Raw genomic sequence first — 20,002 nt, 5'->3', positions numbered from 1 at the left:
ATGTCCGATGACGAAAGCCTTCAGGCTATCTCTTTATACTGCGGAACCTGCTGCATCTCATCGTCCATGATTTCACGGGCGACACGAATGCATTTACCGCATTGCTTTCCTACTGGCACGATTTGGCGCAACTGCTGAATAGATTTTGGCTGATAGCGGCGCACGACTTCACGGAGGGTTTTATCACTGATGGCATTACACAGACAGACGTACATTTATTCATCACTCAGTCTATTTCGTGCACACAGTGTAAATGCGAATCGTTTTTATTTCAAACCTACCCTTTGTAAGGGAAAATGCGTTTTGAACGATTTAAAGCAAAAAAAAAGAGCACCGAAGTGCTCTTTTTATTTTGCCGTGACCGCGTAAGCAGTCACATCAAATATCACAATTAAGCGATAACTTTAGCAACAACGCCCGCGCCAACGGTACGGCCGCCTTCGCGGATGGCGAAGCGCAGACCTTCGTCCATTGCGATTGGGTGAATCAGGGTAACAACCATTTTGATGTTGTCGCCCGGCATGACCATCTCAACGCCTTCTGGCAGCTCTACTGAACCGGTCACGTCTGTGGTACGGAAGTAGAACTGTGGACGGTAGCCCTTGAAGAACGGAGTATGGCGGCCACCTTCGTCTTTAGACAGAACGTAGACTTCTGACTCAAACTTGGTGTGTGGCTTAATTGAGCCCGGCTTAGCCAGTACCTGACCACGCTGGATGTCTTCACGCTTGATACCGCGCAGCAGAACACCACAGTTTTCGCCTGCCTGACCCTGGTCCAGCAGTTTGCGGAACATTTCAACGCCGGTACAGGTTGATTTCGCAGTATCTTTGATACCCACGATTTCAACTTCGTCGCCGACTTTAACGATGCCGCGCTCTACACGACCGGTCACAACGGTACCACGACCAGAGATTGAGAATACGTCTTCGATTGGCAGCAGGAATGGCATATCGATTGCACGTACCGGGTCCGGGATGTAGTTATCCAGGTGACCAGCCAGCTCAACGATTTTCTCTTCCCACTCTGGGTTGCCTTCCAGCGCTTTCAGAGCTGAACCGCGAACGATTGGAGTATCGTCGCCCGGGAAGTCGTACTGTGACAGCAGGTCACGGACTTCCATCTCAACCAGTTCCAGCAGCTCTTCGTCATCAACCATGTCACACTTGTTCAGGAACACGATGATGTAAGGAACGCCTACCTGACGACCCAGCAGGATGTGCTCACGGGTCTGCGGCATTGGGCCGTCAGTCGCAGCAACAACCAGGATCGCGCCGTCCATCTGCGCAGCACCGGTGATCATGTTTTTCACATAGTCGGCGTGGCCTGGGCAGTCAACGTGCGCATAGTGGCGAGACGGGGTTTCATACTCAACGTGTGCAGTGTTGATGGTGATACCACGTGCTTTTTCTTCCGGGGTGCTGTCGATCTGGTCGAATGCACGCGCCTGGCCACCGTTGGTTTTAGCCAGAACGGTAGTGATAGCTGCAGTCAGGGTGGTTTTACCGTGGTCGACGTGACCGATGGTGCCCACGTTTACGTGCAGTTTGTTACGTTGAAATTGCTCTTTCGCCATGGCGATATTCCTTACGTTATGCCTTCATCACTTTGGATGAAGGCATCAGTTCAAATTTAAACCGTAGCTTATTTGCTACGAGCTTCAATAACGGCCTGCGCAACGTTGTTCGGCGCGTCGTCATACTTCAGGAACTCCATGGAGTACGAAGCACGACCTTTGGTCAGAGAGCGCAGCTGAGTTGCATATCCGAACATTTCAGACAGCGGGACTTCAGCGTGGATCTGAACGCCAGTAGCGTTAGATTCTTGCCCTTTGAGCATACCACGACGACGGCTAAGGTCACCGATTACGTCACCGGTGTTCTCTTCTGGGGTCTCGACTTCAACCTTCATGATAGGCTCAAGCAGAACTGGCTGCGCTTTCTTAAAGCCATCTTTAAAGGCAATAGACGCGGCTAGTTTAAACGCCAGCTCAGAGGAGTCAACGTCATGGTAAGAACCGAAGTGCAGACGAACACCCAGATCCACAACCGGATAACCGGCCAGTGGGCCTGATTTCAACTGCTCCTGGATACCTTTATCAACCGCAGGGATGAATTCGCCAGGAATTACACCACCTTTGATATCGTTGACAAATTCGTAACCTTTCGGGTTCGAACCTGGCTCCAGTGGGTACATGTCGATAACAACATGACCGTACTGACCACGACCACCAGACTGCTTGGCGTGCTTACCTTCAATACCGGTAACTTTAGAGCGGATCGCTTCACGATAAGCAACCTGTGGTTTACCCACGTTTGCTTCAACGTTGAATTCACGCTTCATACGGTCAACGATGATGTCGAGGTGCAGCTCACCCATACCGGCGATGATGGTCTGGTTGGTTTCTTCATCAGTCCATACGCGGAATGATGGATCTTCCTTCGCCAGACGACCCAGAGCCAGACCCATTTTTTCCTGGTCAGCTTTGGTTTTCGGCTCAACGGCGATAGAGATTACCGGCTCAGGGAATTCCATGCGCTCAAGAATGATGACGTTGTCTGGATCACACAGCGTGTCACCCGTGGTTACGTCTTTCAAGCCGATCGCTGCTGCGATGTCGCCCGCACGAACTTCTTTGATCTCTTCACGTTTGTTGGCGTGCATCTGAACAATACGGCCCAGACGCTCACGGTTTGACTTAACCGGGTTGAACACGGTGTCGCCAGTGTTAACCACACCAGAGTAAACGCGGAAGAAGGTCAGGTTACCAACAAACGGGTCGGTAGCGATTTTGAACGCCAGTGCAGCAAACGGCTCTTTGTCGTCTGAGTGACGCTCAGCCGGCGTGTCTTTACCGTCGTCCAGCATACCGTTAATCGCGGTAACGTCAGTCGGTGCTGGCAGGTATTCAACAACCGCATCCAGCATCGCCTGAACACCTTTGTTCTTAAATGCAGAACCACAGGTAACCAGGATGATTTCGTTCTTCAGAACGCGTTTGCGCAGAGATGTTTTGATCTCTTCTTCTGTCAGTTCTTCACCGCCGAAGAATTTCTCCATCAGCTCATCAGAACCTTCAGCTGCAGCTTCAACAAGCTTCGCACGCCATTCTTCAGCCAGTTCCTGCATATTAGCTGGGATATCTTCGTATACGAAGGTAACGCCCTGATCGGCATCGTTCCAGTTGATAGCTTTCATTTTCACCAGGTCAACAACACCGGTAAAGCCGTCTTCTGCGCCGATGGCCAGCTGAAGTGGAACTGGGTTTGCACCCAAGCGCGCTTTCATCTGATCAACAACTTTCAGGAAGTTAGCACCCATGCGGTCCATTTTGTTAACGAACGCAATGCGTGGAACTTTATATTTGTTCGCCTGGCGCCATACGGTTTCAGACTGTGGCTGAACACCACCAACAGCACAGTAAACCATGACTGCGCCATCAAGCACACGCATAGAACGCTCAACTTCGATGGTGAAGTCAACGTGTCCCGGGGTGTCGATGATGTTTACGTGGTGTGGTTCAAACTGCTTAGCCATACCAGACCAGAAACAGGTGGTCGCAGCAGACGTGATGGTAATACCACGTTCCTGCTCCTGCTCCATCCAGTCCATGGTTGCTGCGCCGTCATGGACTTCACCGATTTTGTGGTTTACACCGGTGTAGAACAGAACACGTTCGGTAGTTGTAGTCTTACCGGCGTCGATGTGGGCACTGATACCAATGTTACGGTAGCGCTCAATGGGTGTTTTACGAGCCATTTGATTCCTCTGATTCTTAGACGTTCTAAGTTAAAAAAGCCCAGCAGGTGAGTCACTGGGACGCCCGCTGGGTTAATAACAACTACGAAGCTGTTACCAGCGGTAGTGTGCGAACGCCTTGTTGGCTTCTGCCATGCGGTGAACGTCTTCACGTTTCTTAACTGCAGTACCTTTGTTTTCTGCAGCATCAGAAAGTTCGTTCGCCAGGCGGAGAGCCATAGATTTATCACCGCGTTTACGAGCAGCTTCTACGATCCAACGCATTGCCAGGGCATTACGACGAACCGGACGGACTTCAACTGGAACCTGGTAGGTAGACCCACCAACGCGACGTGACTTAACTTCGACAGTCGGACGCACGTTCTCGAGAGCAACCTCGAACGCTTCCAGGCCATCTTTACCAGCGCGTTGAGCCAGGGTCTCAAGCGCGGTGTAGACGATAGTTTCGGCAGTAGACTTTTTACCATCTACCATCAGGATGTTTACAAATTTAGCCAGCAGCTCTGATCCGAACTTAGGATCCGGCAGAATTTTACGCTGACCAATGACGCGACGACGTGGCATGGAAATACTCCGTTGTTAATTCAGGATTGTCCAAAACTCTACGAGTTTAGTTTGACATTTAAGTTAAAACGTTTGGCCTTACTTAACGGAGAACCATTAAGCCTTTGGCTTCTTCACGCCGTACTTGGAGCGTGACTGCTTACGGTCTTTAACACCTGAGCAGTCCAGCGCGCCACGGACGGTGTGGTAACGCACACCTGGCAAGTCTTTAACACGACCGCCACGGATCAGGATCACGGAGTGTTCCTGCAGGTTATGACCTTCACCGCCGATGTAGGAGGTAACTTCAAAACCGTTAGTCAAACGCACACGGCAAACTTTACGCAGTGCTGAGTTTGGTTTTTTAGGAGTGGTAGTGTACACACGAGTACAAACACCACGTTTCTGCGGGCAAGCTTCCAGCGCCGGCACGTTGCTCTTTGCAACTTTGCGGACGCGTGGTTTGCGAACCAGCTGGTTAACTGTTGCCATTAAATAGCTCCTGGGATTTAGCTTTTTGCTTCGTAAACACGTAATAAATCACCTCGTAGAATTACGAGGAGGCAGAATTTTAGGGCTGTGTCAAAAGGGTGTCAAGAAATAACCAGGGGGTCAGCGAATTACCAGGCCATTTGTTGTCGATGTTTTACCGTTAACGCAACGAAAAAAGTATAGTCTACTGGCTGCACAATGGGAGAAATTTGCTCACTCAGCCCGCGTGCGCTCAGATCGTCTTGCAGCGCCCAGAGTTTTACACCGCAGGCGCTCAGTTTTTCCAGCGCCCTACTGCCCTGGATCGCTGCCAGCACGCCATCCTGCAACAATAACAGGTCGTCGTCCGGGCTCAACAGTAAGGACAGCGTATCAATGTCGCTGTAAGCCGGCGAATGAAATAAAGTATGCAGCATGACTCGCTCTTAAAAAGTCAGGATTCGGTCAAAGCCAGCCAGTTTTTGACGCAGTAACGGCGCATCTAAAATCTCAGCATCCAAAATACGCGGAGCACTTTCCGCTAAACCGCGAACCCGCAACGCGTCCCGACACAGGTAACATTGCTCGATATCATACAGCGCCAGCACACCAAAGGTCGCAGCATAATGACGACTGTGAATGTTTTCTGGCTGTTGCCCGCTGTTGAGCTGAAGTACACCGTCACCAATAAAAAACAGGCCGATGTCATCGCTTAATGCACCGGTCGCCAACGCAGCATCCAGCCCTTCACGACCTGCACTGGTGCCATGCGGCGCACGGGTAAAGACAAACGCAACACGATTCATCAGAACTGCACCATGCGTTCGCACCGCAGTGCCGCTTCAGCCAGCGCACCTAAGCCGGCCAGCGTGAAGCCGGGTTGCAGATTGGCGCCGGGCAAGGCCAGCCTTGACGCTTCCTGTTGATCGGTCACGCCGCGCCGTAATGCTGCTGCGACACAGATATTCAGCGCGACGCCCTGTGCCTGGCTCAGTGACTGCCACGCCCGGACCAGATCAAACTCATCACTGGCCGGTGCCGTCAGCTGATTCGCATTCAGCACGCCTTCCCGGTAAAAAAACACACTGTCCAGTTGATGGCCGGCTGCCAGCAACGCGTTGGCAAACAGCAGAGCGCTGGTCGCCTGTTGCGTGCCATAGGCGGGGCCCGTGACCAACAGCGCGTAACGCATTAGCGATCCTGCCCCTGGAAGTCACCGTTTTTAAACTGACGGATGTAGAGATACACGGTGTGCTTGGAAATATTTAAGCGGTCTGCAACCTGGTTGATGGCATCTTTGATGTCGAAAATACCTTTCTCATACAGGTTTAATACGATCTGACGGTTCTTGGCATTATTCGACACATTGCGATCGGCGCTCACTTCTTCAATAGTAAATTCCAGCGTTTGCATGACCAGGTCGTCTACCGAACTGGCAAAGTTAACGTTAGAGTCAACCTGCTGCATTTCAGGCGGCAGAAATGTCGACATAATCTGTGAAAACGGCACATCAAGGTTCATGTTGATACACAACAGCCCAATAACCCGCTGCTGACGATTGCGAATCGCGATTGTCACTGACTTCATCAACACACCGCTTTTCGCACGGGTAAAGTAAGCGCGGGAAACATTGCTGTCTGCGCCCTGCATATCATGCAGCATGCGCAACGCTAAGTCCGTAATGGGCGATCCGACTTTACGACCAGTGTGCTCACCGTTAGCAATACGCACAGCCGAACAGTTCAAATCCTCCAGTGAGTGCAGGACGATTTCACAATGCGAGCCGATCAGCATGGCAAGGCCATCTACGACAGCCTCATACGACTTTAAAATATCGTAATCAGTTTGCTCGAACGGATGCTGCTCCAGAAGATCGAAGTCGCTCAGTTCACCGGGATTGAATGGATTAGACATTGAAGACATCACCCTACATGGCTGGAGCCTGTCACAGCGGCTTACGGGCAGACTCAATATTGGGATAATTATGCAGGCGATAGTCTGGCAAATGTCGCGGGCTTATGCCAGAGGTTTGTCATAATGCGCAGAAACCGCCACCCGAAGGTGGCGGCAGACAGATTACTGGGATTTCTTCGCGTCAGCAGCAGGTGCCTGCGTTTTTTCATCTGCTTTTGGTGCAGGTTTGATATCAAGCAGTTCAACATCAAAGACCAGGGTAGAGTTCGCTGGAATACCCGGAACGCCGTTCTTACCATAGGCAAGATTCGGTGGGATAACCAGTTTGATCTTACCGCCTTTCTTAACGTGCTTCAGGCCTTCGGTCCAGCCTGGGATCACGCCATCAAGACGGAATGACAGTGGCTCACCGCGGGTGTAAGAGTTATCGAACTCCGTACCGTCGATCAGCGTACCTTTGTAGTTAACGACCACGGTATCGCTGTCTTTCGGCGCATCACCGGTGCCTTCTTTCTCTACTTTGTACAGCAGACCGCTGTCGGTTTTCTTCACGCCGCTCTCTTTGGCAAACTTAGCGCTGTAAGCTTCACCTTTCTCGGCATTTTCTTTCGCATCTTTTTCCATCTTGGCTGAAGCCGCGCCTTTCACACGCACTTCAAACGCCTGCAGTGTTTGCTCGATCTCTTCGTCAGACAGTTTGCTCTTGCCACCAAACGCATCCTGAACACCGGCAATCAGCTGCTGTTTGTCCAGTTTGATGCCCAGCTTCTCTTGTTCTTTCAGAGAGTTGTCCATATAACGGCCCAGTGACGCACCCAAAGCATACGCAGATTGCTGATCTTCATTTTTGAAGGCTGCATTTTTTGGAGCCTGAGGAGCAGTCTGAGGCGCATCGGCTGCTGCCGGTGCCGCTGCAGTTTCTGCAGCCATTGCCAGCGGAGCATTCAGCGCGACGGCCATGGTGGTAGCTAACAATGTGACTTTGAACAGTGATTTCATCCTTTCTCCAAAACCGAAGCCTGACACCTCGGGAATCATTGCGGACTGCGGGCCCACACTATAACTTTACGTGGCAGTGGCGAACACTCCCACAGCGTAATTATCTGGTCTACTTCCGACCTTTTTTGCGTCAGGAAGTTTCACCAGAGATGATGCCATCTGGGCCTTTTTCAAGCTAAACGCTAAATAAAACATAAAAAATAGGGCAATTCTGCAACGTCAGCCTTTAGAATTATGCGCTGAGTAGCACCTTAACAGGAGAACAGGTCATGCAACAGTCAGAGTGGGAACAACGTATTGAAACGCTTGAAAGCAAACTGGCTTTTCAGGAGATGACTATCGATCAACTGAACAATACCGTGGTCCAGCATGAACTTGAAATGAGTAAGATGCGCGAACATATGCGTCTGTTGCTTGAGAAGTTTAAAGCCAGCGCGCCATCGATGATTGCCGATCCGTCAGAAGAAACCCCACCGCCGCATTACTGATACAGGCCTGGGTCCCCGAACATCTGGCGCGATCCGAAAGACGCAAAAAAATAAGGCCACCCGGAGGTGGCCTTGAAATGCAGAGTCGAACTTAGTGGCTGCAACCACAACCGCCAGTACCGCAACCACCCTGACCGTGGTCATGATCGTGGTCGTGGTCATGGTCGTGATCGTGGTGATGGCCATCAGCACCGTGAACGTGGCCATGAGCCAGCTCTTCCGGTGTGGCTTCACGAATCGCAACCACCTCAACATTGAAATTCAGGTTCTGACCCGCCAGCATGTGGTTACCGTCAACCACAACATGCTCGTCTTCAACTTCGGTGATTTCAACCGGCACTGGACCCTGGTCGGTTTCCGCCAGAAAACGCATGCCAACCTGTAATTCGTCAACGCCCATAAAGACGTCTTTAGGTACGCGCTGTACCAGGTTGTCATCGTACTGACCGTAAGCGTCGTTTGCCGGGATATGCACGTCAAACTTATCGCCCGCTACGTGGTTTTCCAGCGCGTTTTCCAGACCAGAAATCAGGGAACCATGACCGTGCAGATAGTCTAACGGTGCACTCACCGGTGACTCGTCAACCAACACACCGTCTTCTGTACGTACCTGATAGGCCAGGCTTACCACCAGGTCTTTTGCTACTTTCATGATATCTCCTAACCGTTGAGAACTAAGATCCCGTCTCATTGGTCTATTCTTGCGTGCAATAACACCAACCAGAAAGGTTCGGGGCTGAGTACAAGAGGCTGTCTTTTTCTCTTGCGACCACAGCGTTAATGGCGTCAATTGTAACGGAATTCAATCCCGCTGTGTGGTTAAGCTTAAAAAAAGCTGGGCCATTTCGCTACTCTGGATGGAAAATGCCTATCACTTGCTCATTGCCACGAACCTGATCGCGCGCCTGTTTATCCGCTTCGCGCATTTGATGGCCGCACTTCACACACTCAACGACATCGACATTGTTTTCGCGCCACATAGCCAGCGTGTCTTTTTCCTGGCAGTGCGGACAAACCGCACCGGCAATAAAACGTTTACGCATGATGCTCTACCTGCCTCTTCTGATTACTCATCGTCGTCCCAGTCATGGATCTGACGCCTTTCGTGCTGCATTTCGCGCTGAAAAATATCTTCAAGTTCACGCCGAGCTTCACGTACCCGAGAAATCTGTGCCTTGTCAGATTGGGCGGGCACCAGTTCCCGCAACATACGCATATCCAGCCGACGGAAGTGCTGCTGCGCACGGTGCGCCTGATGCGGATGCATCCCCAGCGACATCAATGTCTTGCGGCCCAGCTCCAGCGCACTGGAGAAGGTTTCACGCGAGAACTGCGTGACGCCTGCCTGCAGCAGTTCATGGGCTTCTACGCGGCCGCGAGCCCGCGCCATGATATGCAGATGCGGAAAATGCTGCTGGCAGAGATGCACAATCGTCATGGCATCTTCAGGATTGCTACAGGTAATTACGATGGATTGCGCACTGGCCGCACCCGCCGCACGTAGCAGCTCCAGCTCGGTGGCATCACCATAATAAACCTTGTAGCCATATTTTCGCATCAGGCTCACTGCGCTGATATCCCGCTCCAGTACCGTGATACGTTTATTGTTCGCCATCAGTAAGCGGCCAACGACCTGACCAAAACGACCAAAGCCCACCACGATGACCTGGGGCTGATCGTCCTCGACGAACGGCTTTTCGGCATCTTCGTCAATTTCATTAAAACGACGCGCTAACAGCCGATCGATGACCTGCATCAGAAGTGGCGTGGTCATCATGGACAGGGTTACGGTAACCAGCAGGAGCGGCAGTTGATCGCCCGAAAACAGTTTGGCCGATGAGGCCGCAGAAAACAGCACAAAGGCAAACTCTCCGCCCTGGCTCAGTACACCGGCAAACTGCTGGCGCTCCGAGCTGCGCAAACCATAAATCCGTCCCAGCACATACAAGACCAGGATCTTCACCGCCACCAGCACCAGTACGCCCAGCAAGATCGCGATAATATGGGTATAGAGCACGCCAAGATTCAGCGCCATGCCTACCGAAATAAAAAACAGCCCCAGCAGTAAGCCTTTAAACGGCTCGATCGCCACTTCCAGCTCGTGCCGGTATTCACTTTCCGCCAACAGGATGCCGGCGATAAATGTTCCTAACGCCATGGATAAGCCCAGCGCATCCATAAACAGCGCCGAACCCAGCACCAACAGCAATGACGCCGCAGTAAACACCTCGCGTACGCCCGAAGCCGCGATATAGCGAAAAATGGGGCGCAGCAAATAGCGGCCCCCAATTAACATGCCGGCAAAGGCCAGCACCTTCATGCCCACTTTCATCCAGTCGATGCTGCCGCTGTCATTTCCTGCCAACAGTGGAATCAACGCCAGAGCCGGTATCACCGCCAGGTCCTGAAACAGCAGCACCGAAAAACCTAACTGCCCGGATTCGCTGCGATTCATGCCTTTATCGCGCATCAGCTGGAGCGCCATCGCCGTGGATGACATTGCCAGGCCAATACCGCCAATGACCGCGGCTCGCCAGTCAAACTTCGTCAGCCACAGCAGCGTGCCCAGAATCGCCGCTGAAAAAATGACCTGCGCCGCGCCAATACCAAAAATGGAACGGCGCAGCGCCCACAGCTTTGCCGGATTAAGTTCCAGCCCGATGATGAACATCAGGAACACGACGCCCAGCTCGGAAAAGTGCAGAATCTCGTCAACGTCGCTAATAAAACCCAGTCCCCAGGGTCCGATAGCAATACCGGCCAGCAAATATCCCAAAACAGCGCCAATACCGAGGCGCGCCGCTACCGGTACGATCAGTACCGCCGCGACCAGATAGATCACTCCCGCGGTCAGCAGCGTTTGTCCTTCCATTTATAACCCTCCATTCGGCAGCGGTGCTGCCAGCCAGTCGCTGTATGCGCGGGCATAATTTTTCAGTAAATCGGGGTGCTGGCGGCGGGCCCAGTAGATAATCATCGGCGGCATCCAGTGCATACGGCACATCTGCGCCGTCAGCTCAAAGGGGCGCAAAATGTCATTCATGGAATAACGGTTAAGCCCGTGCTTCTGGAACGCCGTTTCTGGCTCTCCTGTAGTCACAATGCTACGCCAGTATTTTCCTTCCAGCGCATTACCATCTACGCCGTTGGCAAACCCCCGCGACAGTACGCGATCCAGCCACTCTTTTAACAGCGCCGGACAGCTATAGGTATAGAGCGGATGTTGAAAAATAATCACATCATGCTCACGCAGCAGTTGCTGCTCGTGGTAGACATCGATAAAAAAATCCGGGTAGGCAGCATAGAGATCGTGAACGGTGACATGTTCTGTTTTCTCAGCCGCCTCCAGCAAAATGCGATTTGCTTTCGAATCCTGTGCTTCAGGATGAGCAAATAGCAGCAAAATCTTAGGTGGCTGCGACATCCTTTCCCTCCAAAGCGTCGTCATTGGTGCAGATTTCCGCTACCATGCACAACGCAACAAGAACCCAATTATGTTGCAGGTAAATTAACATATTCTGACGATACGGCGCTTATGATTGTCTTCTCTGCCCTACAAATTCGCCGCGGTATTCGCGTCCTGCTCGATAACGCGACCGCTACCATCAATCCCGGCCAAAAAGTCGGGCTGGTGGGTAAAAACGGCTGTGGAAAATCCACGCTGCTGTCGTTGCTGAAAGGCGAGATCAGCAGCGATGCTGGCTCCTTCACCTTTCCCGGCAACTGGTCACTCGCCTGGGTTAATCAGGAAACCCCTGCCCTGAGCCAGGCCGCCCTTGACTATGTCATCGATGGCGATCGCGAGTACCGCCAGCTTGAAGCGGAACTGGCAGAGGCGAACATCAGCAATGACGGAAATGCCATCGCCCTGTTGCACGCTAAGCTCGACACCATTCAGGCATGGACGATTCAGTCACGTGCCTCAAGCTTGTTGCACGGGCTGGGATTTAGTCAGGAACAGCTTCAGCGTCCGGTGAGTGATTTTTCTGGCGGCTGGCGCATGCGACTTAACCTGGCGCAGGCGTTGCTGTGTCGTTCAGACCTGCTGTTGCTGGATGAACCGACTAACCACCTCGATCTGGATGCGGTTATCTGGCTGGAGCGCTGGCTGAAAAGCTATGAAGGCACGCTGATTCTAATCTCGCACGATCGCGACTTCCTTGATCCTGTGGTGGATAAAATTATCCACATCGAGCAGCAAACGATGATCGAGTACACCGGCAACTACAGCTCCTTCGAACGCCAGCGCGTAGCCAAGCTGGCACAGCAGCAGGCGTTATATCAGAGCCAGCAGGAAAAAGTGGCTCACCTGCAAAAATATATTGATCGCTTCCGCGCTCAGGCGACCAAAGCGAAGCAGGCCCAAAGCCGCATTAAGATGCTGGAGCGCATGGAGCTGATTGCGCCTGCGCACGTCGATAATCCCTTTAGTTTCAGCTTCCGCGCACCGGAAAGTCTGCCTAATCCGCTGCTGAAAATGGAAAAAGTGACCGCAGGCTATGGCGATCGCATTATTCTTGATGCCATTAAGCTTAACCTGGTGCCCGGCTCACGTATTGGCTTGCTGGGCCGCAACGGTGCCGGTAAATCCACGCTGATCAAGCTGTTGGCTGGCGAGCTTAGCGCGAAGGCGGGCGAGATTGGCCTGGCAAAAGGCATTAAGCTGGGTTACTTCGCCCAGCATCAGCTCGAATTCCTGCGTGCCGACGAATCGCCTTTACAGCACCTTTCCCGTATCGCACCGAAAGTGTTAGAGCAGCAGCTACGTGATTACCTTGGCGGCTTTGGCTTTCAGGGCGATAAAGTCACGGAGATCACCGAACGGTTCTCCGGTGGAGAAAAGGCTCGCCTGGTGCTGGCGCTCATCGTCTGGCAGCGCCCTAACCTGCTGTTGCTGGATGAACCCACCAACCATCTGGATCTGGATATGCGTCAGGCATTAACCGAGGCGCTCATCGATTTCGAAGGGGCGTTAGTGGTGGTCTCGCACGATCGCCATCTGTTACGCGCCACAACGGACGATCTCTATCTGGTTCACGATGGCAGCGTCGATGTGTTCCCCGGCGATCTGGAAGATTATCAGCAGTGGCTGAGCGATCTGCAAAAACAGCAGACGCAGCAGGACGCGGCACCTAAGCAAGACAATGGCAACAGCGCCCAGGCCCGTAAGGATCAGAAGCGCCGTGAGGCGGAGCTACGGACGCAAACCCAGCCGCTGCGCAAAGAGATAGAGAAATTAGAAAAGCAGATGGCGAAATGGCAAAGCCAGCTCGCCGACGCCGAAGCACTCCTCTCGGACAGCGCCATCTACGAACAACAGCGTAAGGCCGATCTCACTGCCGCGCTACAGAAGCAGGCCGAGAGTAAATCGGCGCTGGAAGAGGTGGAGATGGCCTGGCTGGAGGCGCAGGAGCAACTGGAAACGATGCTCACCGCCTGATCCAGGCGGCTGCGCGGGGACGTCTTCATCTCATCTGAATTTACACCGCCGTACCGGCTCAGCGTCCGGTACGGTTTAATAGGGTTTATCGCCCAGCACCGTTGCCCGTTGCATCACCCGCCGTGTTGGATAATAGTCCGCATTCGCATAGTGCTGTGTGACCCGGTTGTCCCATATGGCCAAATCGTTTGGCTGCCAGCGCCAGCGCACCTGAAACTCCGGTTTCGTCACGTGGGCAAACAAGAAGCCCAGTAGCGCCTCGCTCTCTTTCTGACGGATATCCATGATTCGGGTAGTAAATCCCTCATTCACAAACAGGGCTTTTTTGCCGCTGACGGGATGCGTACGGATCACCGGATGGTACACCGGTGGGTTTTTCGCAACGGCCTGTTGCCAGCGCTGATGCTCCTCTGGCGTGTTGCGGTGCTTGTATTCGGGAAAGGATTTTGTAAAGTCATGTTCAGCCTGCAGTTCAGCCAGTAAGGTTTTAAAAGGCGCAGACAGCGCCTCATACGCCGCGATGCCGCTGGTCCACAGCGTGTCACCGCCACACTCCGGCAGCACTTTGGACGCAAGCAACGCCACGGCTGGCGGCGTTTGAATAAAGGTTACATCGGTGTGCCAGTTATCATTATCTGGCGGATTATCCTGGTGCGTATCCAGAACAATGATCTCTTCAACGCCTTCCGCATGCGGATAAACCGGATGGATATGAAGATCGCCAAAGCGAATCGCCAGCGCACGATGCTGTTCGGGCGTAATAACCTGCTCACGCAGGAACAGGACCTGGTGGCGCAGCAGCGCATGATAGAGCTGTTCAAACTGCGCGTCACTGAGCGGACGGGATACATCAAGGTTGCCAACCTGGGCACCAATAAAAGGCCCGAGTGGCTTAATCTCTAACTTTTCGTTCATTTTTGCTCTCCATTCCAGGGCGTCAGGCGGCGCTGCAGCGCACGCAGACTCAGCTCTAAACTAAACGCAACCACGGCAATAACCGCGATCCCCGCCAGCACCACATCTGTCGCCAGAAACTCACCCGCCGACTGCACCATAAAACCTAAACCCCGGGTGGCCGCGATAAGCTCGGCGGCCACCAGCGTTGACCATCCCACACCAAGGCCAATTCGTAATCCCGTCAGTATCTCTGGCAAGGCGCCGGGTAAAATGACCCAACGTAGCTGCTGCCAGCGGTTCGCTCCCAGCGATGCCGCCGCGCGCAGACGCACCTGCTGCGCATTGCGCACGCCAGCGACCGTCGACAGCACCACCGGGGCGAATATCGCCAGAAAAATCAACAATATTTTCGATGTCTCACCAATACCGAACCAGATGACCATCAGGGGCAAATACGCCAGCGGCGGCACGGGCCGGTATAGCTCAATCAGCGGGTCGACCAGCGCACGCACCACCGGGCTGATGCCCATAGCAATCCCCACCGGGATGCCGATCGCCGCTGCCGCAGTTAAGGCGATCAGCATACGTGTCAGGCTGGCGGACAAATGCTGCCACAGCGTGGCGTCCATAAAGCCTTGTGGACCGGCAACCAACAGCAGCTTTCGCACCACCTGCTGTGGCGAAGGTAAAAACAGTGGTGCAATCAGCCCCAGCGCGGTCACACTCCACCAGATGAACAGCAGCAGGAGCAGGCTTAGCGCGCTCAACGTAAACGGGGTGGAAAAAGGCCAGCGCAGGCGACGCTGGCGCACGCTTGTCGGCTCGTCATTGAGCAGCGCACTCATACAAATGCCTCCCGTTGTTCAAATACCCGACTCAGTACATATTCCCGCTGAGCAATAAAATCAGGATCGGATTTGATGCTGCGGCAGGGTTCGCCCTCCACAAAACGCTGACCGAAATTAAGCGTCAGTTTTTCCTGTACCCGGCCCGGCGCCGGAGAGAGCAGTACCAGCTCGCTGGCCAAAAAGATGGCTTCTTCAATGTCATGGGTGATAAGCAGAATCTGCTTACCGCTGTTACGCCACAGCGTTAATAGCAGCGTTTGCATTTGCTCGCGGGTGAACGCGTCAAGCGCGCCGAAAGGCTCATCCAGCAGCAATAACTGTGGATCGGCCGCCAGCGCCCGGGCGATACCAACGCGCTGACGCTGACCACCGGATAGCTGCCAGATCTGCCGTTTTTCCGCGCCTTCCAGCCCAACGCTTTTGATAAAGCGCCGTGCAATCACCTCACGCGGCTGGCGCGCCATGCCGGCGAGCTGTAAACCGAAAGCCACATTATCCAGTACGTTACGCCATGGCAGCAGGCCTTCACTCTGAAACACCACGCCACGCTCTGCGCCCGGCCCGAGAACAGGCTTTTCGTCCAGGGAAATCGCGCCGGATTCGACCGGTAAAAACCCGGCAATCAGGTTAAGTAAGGTGGTTTTGCCGCAGCCTGACGGCCCCAGAACCACCATCAGCGCTTTTTTATCAAGCTGCAGCGTGATGTCCTGTAACACAGGCTGACCGGCATAACTCGCGTTCAGGTGAGCGATACGTAACATGCTGTTCTCCTCAGGGTTTAACCAGGGGCGCAACAAAACGGCTGGTCACATAACTGCTGTAATCATTGCCCGCCTGCGGCACTTTGCCCTGCGCTTTCAAAAACTGCGCCGTATCCACAATGGCTTGATTAACAGGCTGTTCCAACTGCGTAACCTGTTGCGCGGCGGTGAGGTAGGTATTGCCCTTAACCAGCGCCGGAACCTGCTGTTCTGGCACGCCGCTTAAACGCGCGAGTTTGCGCAGATTGTCGGGCTGTTTAAGCCACTGCTCAGGATTGTCGAGATAGGCTTTCTGCGCCTCAAGGGCACTGCGGGCAAAGGCGGTAACGATATCAGGATGCTGCTGAGCGAAGTCTTTGCGCACGACCCAGACATCCAGCGTGGGCGATCCCCAGCGGCCAACCTGTGAAGAGTCCGTTAAGACGTGGCCGTCCTTTTCCAGCGCATTCACTGCGGGCGCCCAAACGTACGCACCGTCAATGTCGCCGCGTTGCCAGGCTGCCACAATGGCGGGCGGTTGTAGATTCACCAGTTGAACCTGGGAAGGCTTGATGCCCCAGTGTTTTAAGGCGGAGAGCAAGCTGTAGTGCGTGGTGGAAATGAACGGGACGGCGATGCGTTTACCTATCAGGTCCTGAGGACTGGCGAGGTTTTTTTTGACCACCAGCGCCTCTGAATTCCCCAACTGTGAAGCCAGTAAGAAAGCTTCGACAGGCAGCTGTTGCGTCGCCGCCACGGCTAACGGACTGGACCCAATATTGCCGATCTGGACATCACCCGAGGCCAGTGCCCGCAGTACGCCCGCGCCGCTGTCGAATTTGCGCCACGCAACCGTCGCACCGCTCTCTTTGGCAAAGGTGTTATCTGCCTGCGCCACTTTGGCCGGTTCCGCCGAGGTTTGGTAAGCCACCGTCACGTTGACCGCGCAGGCCTGGAAGGCCAGCAGTGACAGCACAGAAGCCAGAATCGTTAATCGCCCTTTCAACATGATTTTTTCCCATCACTTTTATGATGTGGGGAGTGTTGCTGGCGAGATTAATTTCACAAAGGAATTAAAAGTTATCCCTAATAGAAAGAAATTCTTAGATCATCATCTGCAATAGATTGCCGTTATATGCAAATTAAAATTCAGACAAAAAGCCATAAATTTGTCAGGCGCTCACATGCAGGTTGTGCTATTGATATGCGCTATTATTTACTCCCTGGTGAGGCCTGCGAGTTCGATGTCGATCGACAAAGTTGCCCTGTTAGCTGGCGTGTCTAAGGCCACGGTATCCCGCGTGCTTAACGCTCACCCAGGTGTGAAGGCGGATACGCGTCAGAAAGTGCTGGATGCCATTTCCACAAGCGGCTATCAACCCAACCTGTTAGCCCGTCAACTGCGTACCTCGCAAAGCCATATGTTGCTGGTACTGATTTCAGATATCACCAATCCCTTTTGCGCCCGGGTGGTGCAAGGCATTGAAGCGGAAGCAGAAATGCACGGTTACCACATCCTGCTGTGTAATTCTGCCTCACAGTTTAAACGTGAGGCCGCTTACCTGACGCTGTTAACAGGCAAAGTGGTTGATGGCGTCATTACGATGGACGCGGCGGCCGGCCTGCAAAGCCTTATTGATATCATCGGCGATTCGCCCTGGATTCAGTGCTGTGAGTTTGATCCACAGATTGCGGCCTCCTCGGTCTCCATTGATCATCTTGAAGCCGCCCGTGACACCATACATTACCTTGCCGCCAGGGGCCGCAAGCGCATCGCGCTGGTGAATGGCGACCTGCGTTATCTGTATTCCCAGTATCGTGAGCAGGGCTATCGCCAGGCCATCGAACAGTCGGATTTGGGCTGGGCAGAGGTGGTGTATACCGAAGGCATTTCCTGTGAGGAAGGCAGCCGGGCGTTACAGGAGATGTTACGCCTGCCAGAACGACCGGACGCCGTCTTTGCCGTTTCCGATGTGCTGGCAGTTGGCGTGGTCCATGCGGCGCTGGAAGCTGGCTTGCGCGTACCGGACGATCTCGCCGTGGTCGGTTTTGACGGTATCCCGTTTACCAGTAGCCTGAATCCGCCGTTGACCACCATAGAGCAACCGATGTATCAGTTGGGTGCCCGCAGCGTACAGTTGCTCCTGAAGAAAATTCGCCAGCCGCACGCGCCGGTTGTCAGGGAAGTGTTACCCTGGAAACGCCTGGAGCGTGCGTCCAGTTAGGATCAGTGCCAGATCAGCAGTACGCACGCCGCCGTTAACAGTCCCATGCTGAGGTTAAATATTTTCCACGCGCGCGGACTGCGTAAAATGCGGCCGATCATGGCGCCAAAGCCCATCCAGATAATGCCCGCCACCAGATTGACCATAAACATCCCCCCGCTGATTAACAGTACAGAGTGATGATAACCGGCACCGGCCAGGCTAAAGCTCGCTATCGCCCCCAGGGCCATTAACCAGGCTTTGGGATTGATCAGCTGCAACAATCCTCCCTGCCAGAAAGGCATGGGCGCGACCGGCACCGCATCGGTCTCGAGCTTTTCATAGGCCGCGGTGGCGATTTTCCATGCCAGCCACAACAAATAGAGGCTACCGGCCACTTTCAGAATCAGGTGCAATGAGGGATAGAGCAGAATCAATCCCCCTACGCCAAACGCCACCATGAGGAGCATCAGCTGCATACCAATCATGATGCCAACCATCAACGGAATGGTGCGAATGAAACCAAAGTTGGCACCTGAGGCGGTGAGTAACATATTATTAGGTCCGGGTGTAATCGCCGCGACCCAGAGAAACCCTAACAGTGATAAAAAAAGACTGAGTTCCATTTAACCGGGTTCTCCCTCCATTATGTAAAAACTTATCGAAGCTAACAGTGTGATATGGAACAGACAAGCCTTTACAACATGAAATTTTCGGGCCCGGATGGCGCGGCGTTTATCCCTGTGCGCGGCCTGGCGAATCCTCATCTACAAACCCTGCTGCCGCGCCTCATCCGCCGCACGATAAGAGTCACGCCTCACTGGCAACGGCTTGATTTACCCGATGGTGATTTTGTCGACCTGGCCTGGAGTGAAGATCCGCAGTTTGCACAGCATAAACCGCGCGTGGTGTTGTTTCATGGTCTGGAAGGCAGTTTCCACAGTCCCTATATCCACGGCCTGATGCAGGTCTGCAAACAACGTGGCTGGCTGGCCGTAGTGATGCACTTTCGCGGCTGCAGCGGCGAGCCGAATCGTCTGAACCGGATTTATCACTCAGGAGAAACCGAGGATGCACGCTTTTTTCTGAACTGGCTGACGACGCGCTGGGGCCGCGTTCCGACCGCCGCGGTGGGGTTTTCGCTGGGCGGGAACATGCTGGGTTGCCTGCTGGGGCAACAGGGCAATGATGCCGTCATTGATGCCGGCGTTATTGTTTCTGCGCCGCTGTTGCTTGAGCCCTGCAGCGCCCGACTGGAACGTGGATTTTCCCAGGTTTATCAGCGTTACCTGCTGAGCCAGCTTAAAAAGAATGCTCAGCGCAAACTGCACGCATGGCCTGACACTCTACCGATTGATCTTAAACAGCTCAGCGCGCTGCGCCGCCTGCGAGACTTTGACGACGCGATCACCGCCCGCGCACATGGCTTTGCCGATGCCACGGATTATTATCGCCGCGCCAGCGCCATGCCGCTGCTTCGCTCGGTGGCAAAACCGTTGCTGATCATCCATGCGAAAGACGACCCGTTTATGAGTGATGAGGTGATCCCGCAGAATGACCAATTATCTGCCACTATTACCTATCAGCTGACGCGCCATGGCGGTCATGTTGGCTTTGTTGGTGGCACCTTGCGCCAGCCTCAGTTGTGGCTGGAACAGCGCGTGCCACAGTGGATTTCCCCTTATCTGGATAGCTAACC

The 20,002-nt window shown here is 53.6% G+C and carries 23 protein-coding genes; 4 read left to right on the top strand and 19 right to left on the bottom strand.

The genetic code is table 11. From position 1 onward, the window contains the following. Window positions 1–20: 20 nt before the first annotated feature. The 10 genes from bfd to fkpA all read right to left on the bottom strand — a co-directional run bounded on the left by bfd (window position 21) and on the right by fkpA (window position 7,686). Window positions 21–215: a bacterioferritin-associated ferredoxin gene (gene bfd, locus QNH99_RS02150; protein ID WP_063877469.1), complete on the bottom strand. Its 195-nt coding sequence runs from the start codon at window positions 213–215 to the stop codon at window positions 21–23. Window positions 216–391: 176 nt separating this feature from the next. Continuing rightward, window positions 392–1,576 carry an elongation factor Tu gene (gene tuf, locus QNH99_RS02145; protein WP_013027471.1) on the bottom strand — a complete coding sequence of 395 codons (1,185 nt, stop codon included), beginning with the start codon at window positions 1,574–1,576 and terminating at the stop codon, window positions 392–394. Window positions 1,577–1,644: 68 nt separating this feature from the next. Then, on the bottom strand, window positions 1,645–3,759 hold the full coding sequence (gene fusA, locus QNH99_RS02140) for an elongation factor G (protein WP_063877470.1): 2,115 nt from the start codon (window positions 3,757–3,759) through the stop codon (window positions 1,645–1,647). Window positions 3,760–3,852: 93 nt separating this feature from the next. After that, a complete protein-coding gene (rpsG, locus tag QNH99_RS02135) occupies window positions 3,853–4,323 on the bottom strand; it encodes a 30S ribosomal protein S7 (protein WP_063877471.1) in 471 nt (156 codons plus the stop codon). Between the two features lie 96 nt (window positions 4,324–4,419). Continuing rightward, window positions 4,420–4,794: a 30S ribosomal protein S12 gene (gene rpsL / locus QNH99_RS02130; RefSeq protein ID WP_006120575.1), complete on the bottom strand. Its 375-nt coding sequence runs from the start codon at window positions 4,792–4,794 to the stop codon at window positions 4,420–4,422. Between the two features lie 128 nt (window positions 4,795–4,922). Then, window positions 4,923–5,210, bottom strand: coding sequence for a sulfurtransferase complex subunit TusB (gene tusB / locus QNH99_RS02125; RefSeq protein ID WP_063877472.1), 288 nt, complete (start codon window positions 5,208–5,210; stop codon window positions 4,923–4,925). A 9-nt stretch (window positions 5,211–5,219) separates the two neighbouring features. Next, on the bottom strand, window positions 5,220–5,579 hold the full coding sequence (gene tusC / locus QNH99_RS02120; protein WP_063877473.1) for a sulfurtransferase complex subunit TusC: 360 nt from the start codon (window positions 5,577–5,579) through the stop codon (window positions 5,220–5,222). Then, a complete protein-coding gene (tusD, locus tag QNH99_RS02115; protein WP_096011084.1) occupies window positions 5,579–5,965 on the bottom strand; it encodes a sulfurtransferase complex subunit TusD in 387 nt (128 codons plus the stop codon). Before tusD ends, tusC begins: the two co-directional genes overlap by 1 nt. After that, on the bottom strand, window positions 5,965–6,687 hold the full coding sequence (locus tag QNH99_RS02110) for a helix-turn-helix transcriptional regulator (protein WP_063877475.1): 723 nt from the start codon (window positions 6,685–6,687) through the stop codon (window positions 5,965–5,967). Before QNH99_RS02110 ends, tusD begins: the two co-directional genes overlap by 1 nt. Before the next feature lie 162 nt (window positions 6,688–6,849). Continuing rightward, a complete protein-coding gene (gene fkpA, locus QNH99_RS02105) occupies window positions 6,850–7,686 on the bottom strand; it encodes an FKBP-type peptidyl-prolyl cis-trans isomerase (protein WP_024471368.1) in 837 nt (278 codons plus the stop codon). A 269-nt stretch (window positions 7,687–7,955) separates the two neighbouring features. Between fkpA and QNH99_RS02100 the strand changes: the two genes are divergently transcribed. After that, window positions 7,956–8,174, top strand: coding sequence for a protein SlyX (locus QNH99_RS02100; RefSeq protein ID WP_013027478.1), 219 nt, complete (start codon window positions 7,956–7,958; stop codon window positions 8,172–8,174). 91 nt (window positions 8,175–8,265) lie between these two features. On the opposite strand, the gene slyD is transcribed toward QNH99_RS02100, so the two are convergent. From slyD to kefG, 4 genes are all read right to left on the bottom strand, one after another. Beyond that, the gene (slyD, locus tag QNH99_RS02095) at window positions 8,266–8,826 is read right to left on the bottom strand and encodes a peptidylprolyl isomerase (RefSeq protein ID WP_096011083.1); all 561 of its coding nucleotides are present in this window, start codon (window positions 8,824–8,826) and stop codon (window positions 8,266–8,268) included. 196 nt (window positions 8,827–9,022) lie between these two features. After that, the gene (locus QNH99_RS02090) at window positions 9,023–9,217 is read right to left on the bottom strand and encodes a YheV family putative zinc ribbon protein (RefSeq protein WP_063877477.1); all 195 of its coding nucleotides are present in this window, start codon (window positions 9,215–9,217) and stop codon (window positions 9,023–9,025) included. 23 nt (window positions 9,218–9,240) lie between these two features. Continuing rightward, on the bottom strand, window positions 9,241–11,046 hold the full coding sequence (gene kefB / locus QNH99_RS02085; RefSeq protein WP_063877478.1) for a glutathione-regulated potassium-efflux system protein KefB: 1,806 nt from the start codon (window positions 11,044–11,046) through the stop codon (window positions 9,241–9,243). After that, the gene (kefG, locus tag QNH99_RS02080; protein WP_063877479.1) at window positions 11,047–11,598 is read right to left on the bottom strand and encodes a glutathione-regulated potassium-efflux system ancillary protein KefG; all 552 of its coding nucleotides are present in this window, start codon (window positions 11,596–11,598) and stop codon (window positions 11,047–11,049) included. A gap of 111 nt (window positions 11,599–11,709) precedes the next feature. Here kefG and QNH99_RS02075 point away from each other — a divergent pair, with 111 nt between their 5' ends. Then, a complete protein-coding gene (locus QNH99_RS02075) occupies window positions 11,710–13,614 on the top strand; it encodes an ABC transporter ATP-binding protein (RefSeq protein WP_241568164.1) in 1,905 nt (634 codons plus the stop codon). A gap of 75 nt (window positions 13,615–13,689) precedes the next feature. Here the strand turns inward: QNH99_RS02075 and tauD are convergent, their stop codons facing one another. The 4 genes from tauD to tauA are packed head-to-tail and all read right to left on the bottom strand — an operon-like array spanning window position 13,690 to window position 17,108. Then, window positions 13,690–14,529, bottom strand: coding sequence for a taurine dioxygenase (gene tauD / locus QNH99_RS02070; RefSeq protein ID WP_063877481.1), 840 nt, complete (start codon window positions 14,527–14,529; stop codon window positions 13,690–13,692). Beyond that, window positions 14,526–15,356, bottom strand: a complete 831-nt coding sequence (gene tauC / locus QNH99_RS02065; RefSeq protein ID WP_410517246.1) for a taurine ABC transporter permease TauC — start codon at window positions 15,354–15,356, stop codon at window positions 14,526–14,528. Before tauC ends, tauD begins: the two co-directional genes overlap by 4 nt. Next, window positions 15,353–16,120, bottom strand: coding sequence for a taurine ABC transporter ATP-binding subunit (tauB, locus tag QNH99_RS02060; protein WP_096011078.1), 768 nt, complete (start codon window positions 16,118–16,120; stop codon window positions 15,353–15,355). Before tauB ends, tauC begins: the two co-directional genes overlap by 4 nt. A gap of 10 nt (window positions 16,121–16,130) precedes the next feature. Continuing rightward, window positions 16,131–17,108: a taurine ABC transporter substrate-binding protein gene (tauA, locus tag QNH99_RS02055; RefSeq protein WP_256853260.1), complete on the bottom strand. Its 978-nt coding sequence runs from the start codon at window positions 17,106–17,108 to the stop codon at window positions 16,131–16,133. A gap of 235 nt (window positions 17,109–17,343) precedes the next feature. Between tauA and QNH99_RS02050 the strand changes: the two genes are divergently transcribed. Further along, window positions 17,344–18,324: a LacI family DNA-binding transcriptional regulator gene (locus tag QNH99_RS02050; RefSeq protein WP_096011076.1), complete on the top strand. Its 981-nt coding sequence runs from the start codon at window positions 17,344–17,346 to the stop codon at window positions 18,322–18,324. Between the two features lie 2 nt (window positions 18,325–18,326). Here QNH99_RS02050 and QNH99_RS02045 read toward each other — a convergent pair whose 3' ends face one another. Beyond that, the gene (locus QNH99_RS02045) at window positions 18,327–18,929 is read right to left on the bottom strand and encodes a LysE family translocator (RefSeq protein WP_063877486.1); all 603 of its coding nucleotides are present in this window, start codon (window positions 18,927–18,929) and stop codon (window positions 18,327–18,329) included. A 54-nt stretch (window positions 18,930–18,983) separates the two neighbouring features. Between QNH99_RS02045 and QNH99_RS02040 the strand changes: the two genes are divergently transcribed. Then, window positions 18,984–20,000: a hydrolase gene (locus tag QNH99_RS02040; RefSeq protein WP_063877487.1), complete on the top strand. Its 1,017-nt coding sequence runs from the start codon at window positions 18,984–18,986 to the stop codon at window positions 19,998–20,000. Window positions 20,001–20,002 lie beyond the last annotated feature (2 nt).

Source organism: Pantoea allii, from assembly GCF_046529425.1.
Lineage (GTDB): Bacteria > Pseudomonadota > Gammaproteobacteria > Enterobacterales > Enterobacteriaceae > Pantoea > Pantoea allii.
The sequence above is the reverse complement of the archived record's forward strand: the minus strand, read 5'-3'. Positions and strand labels throughout refer to the sequence as shown.

Coding starts and splice junctions, on each gene's coding strand:
- tuf (WP_013027471.1), bottom strand. CDS start 1,576: ATGGCGAAAGAGCAATTTCAACGTAACAAACTGCACGTAAACGTGGGC.
- tusB (WP_063877472.1), bottom strand. CDS start 5,210: ATGCTGCATACTTTATTTCATTCGCCGGCTTACAGCGACATTGATACG.
- QNH99_RS02100 (WP_013027478.1), top strand. CDS start 7,956: ATGCAACAGTCAGAGTGGGAACAACGTATTGAAACGCTTGAAAGCAAA.
- QNH99_RS02075 (WP_241568164.1), top strand. CDS start 11,710: ATGATTGTCTTCTCTGCCCTACAAATTCGCCGCGGTATTCGCGTCCTG.
- kefG (WP_063877479.1), bottom strand. CDS start 11,598: ATGTCGCAGCCACCTAAGATTTTGCTGCTATTTGCTCATCCTGAAGCA.
- tusD (WP_096011084.1), bottom strand. CDS start 5,965: ATGCGTTACGCGCTGTTGGTCACGGGCCCCGCCTATGGCACGCAACAG.
- tauD (WP_063877481.1), bottom strand. CDS start 14,529: ATGAACGAAAAGTTAGAGATTAAGCCACTCGGGCCTTTTATTGGTGCC.
- QNH99_RS02110 (WP_063877475.1), bottom strand. CDS start 6,687: ATGTCTAATCCATTCAATCCCGGTGAACTGAGCGACTTCGATCTTCTG.
- fusA (WP_063877470.1), bottom strand. CDS start 3,759: ATGGCTCGTAAAACACCCATTGAGCGCTACCGTAACATTGGTATCAGT.
- kefB (WP_063877478.1), bottom strand. CDS start 11,046: ATGGAAGGACAAACGCTGCTGACCGCGGGAGTGATCTATCTGGTCGCG.
- QNH99_RS02090 (WP_063877477.1), bottom strand. CDS start 9,217: ATGCGTAAACGTTTTATTGCCGGTGCGGTTTGTCCGCACTGCCAGGAA.
- QNH99_RS02045 (WP_063877486.1), bottom strand. CDS start 18,929: ATGGAACTCAGTCTTTTTTTATCACTGTTAGGGTTTCTCTGGGTCGCG.
- slyD (WP_096011083.1), bottom strand. CDS start 8,826: ATGAAAGTAGCAAAAGACCTGGTGGTAAGCCTGGCCTATCAGGTACGT.
- QNH99_RS02050 (WP_096011076.1), top strand. CDS start 17,344: ATGTCGATCGACAAAGTTGCCCTGTTAGCTGGCGTGTCTAAGGCCACG.
- fkpA (WP_024471368.1), bottom strand. CDS start 7,686: ATGAAATCACTGTTCAAAGTCACATTGTTAGCTACCACCATGGCCGTC.
- tusC (WP_063877473.1), bottom strand. CDS start 5,579: ATGAATCGTGTTGCGTTTGTCTTTACCCGTGCGCCGCATGGCACCAGT.
- rpsL (WP_006120575.1), bottom strand. CDS start 4,794: ATGGCAACAGTTAACCAGCTGGTTCGCAAACCACGCGTCCGCAAAGTT.
- tauB (WP_096011078.1), bottom strand. CDS start 16,120: ATGTTACGTATCGCTCACCTGAACGCGAGTTATGCCGGTCAGCCTGTG.
- QNH99_RS02040 (WP_063877487.1), top strand. CDS start 18,984: ATGGAACAGACAAGCCTTTACAACATGAAATTTTCGGGCCCGGATGGC.
- rpsG (WP_063877471.1), bottom strand. CDS start 4,323: ATGCCACGTCGTCGCGTCATTGGTCAGCGTAAAATTCTGCCGGATCCT.
- tauC (WP_410517246.1), bottom strand. CDS start 15,356: ATGAGTGCGCTGCTCAATGACGAGCCGACAAGCGTGCGCCAGCGTCGC.
- bfd (WP_063877469.1), bottom strand. CDS start 215: ATGTACGTCTGTCTGTGTAATGCCATCAGTGATAAAACCCTCCGTGAA.
- tauA (WP_256853260.1), bottom strand. CDS start 17,108: ATGTTGAAAGGGCGATTAACGATTCTGGCTTCTGTGCTGTCACTGCTG.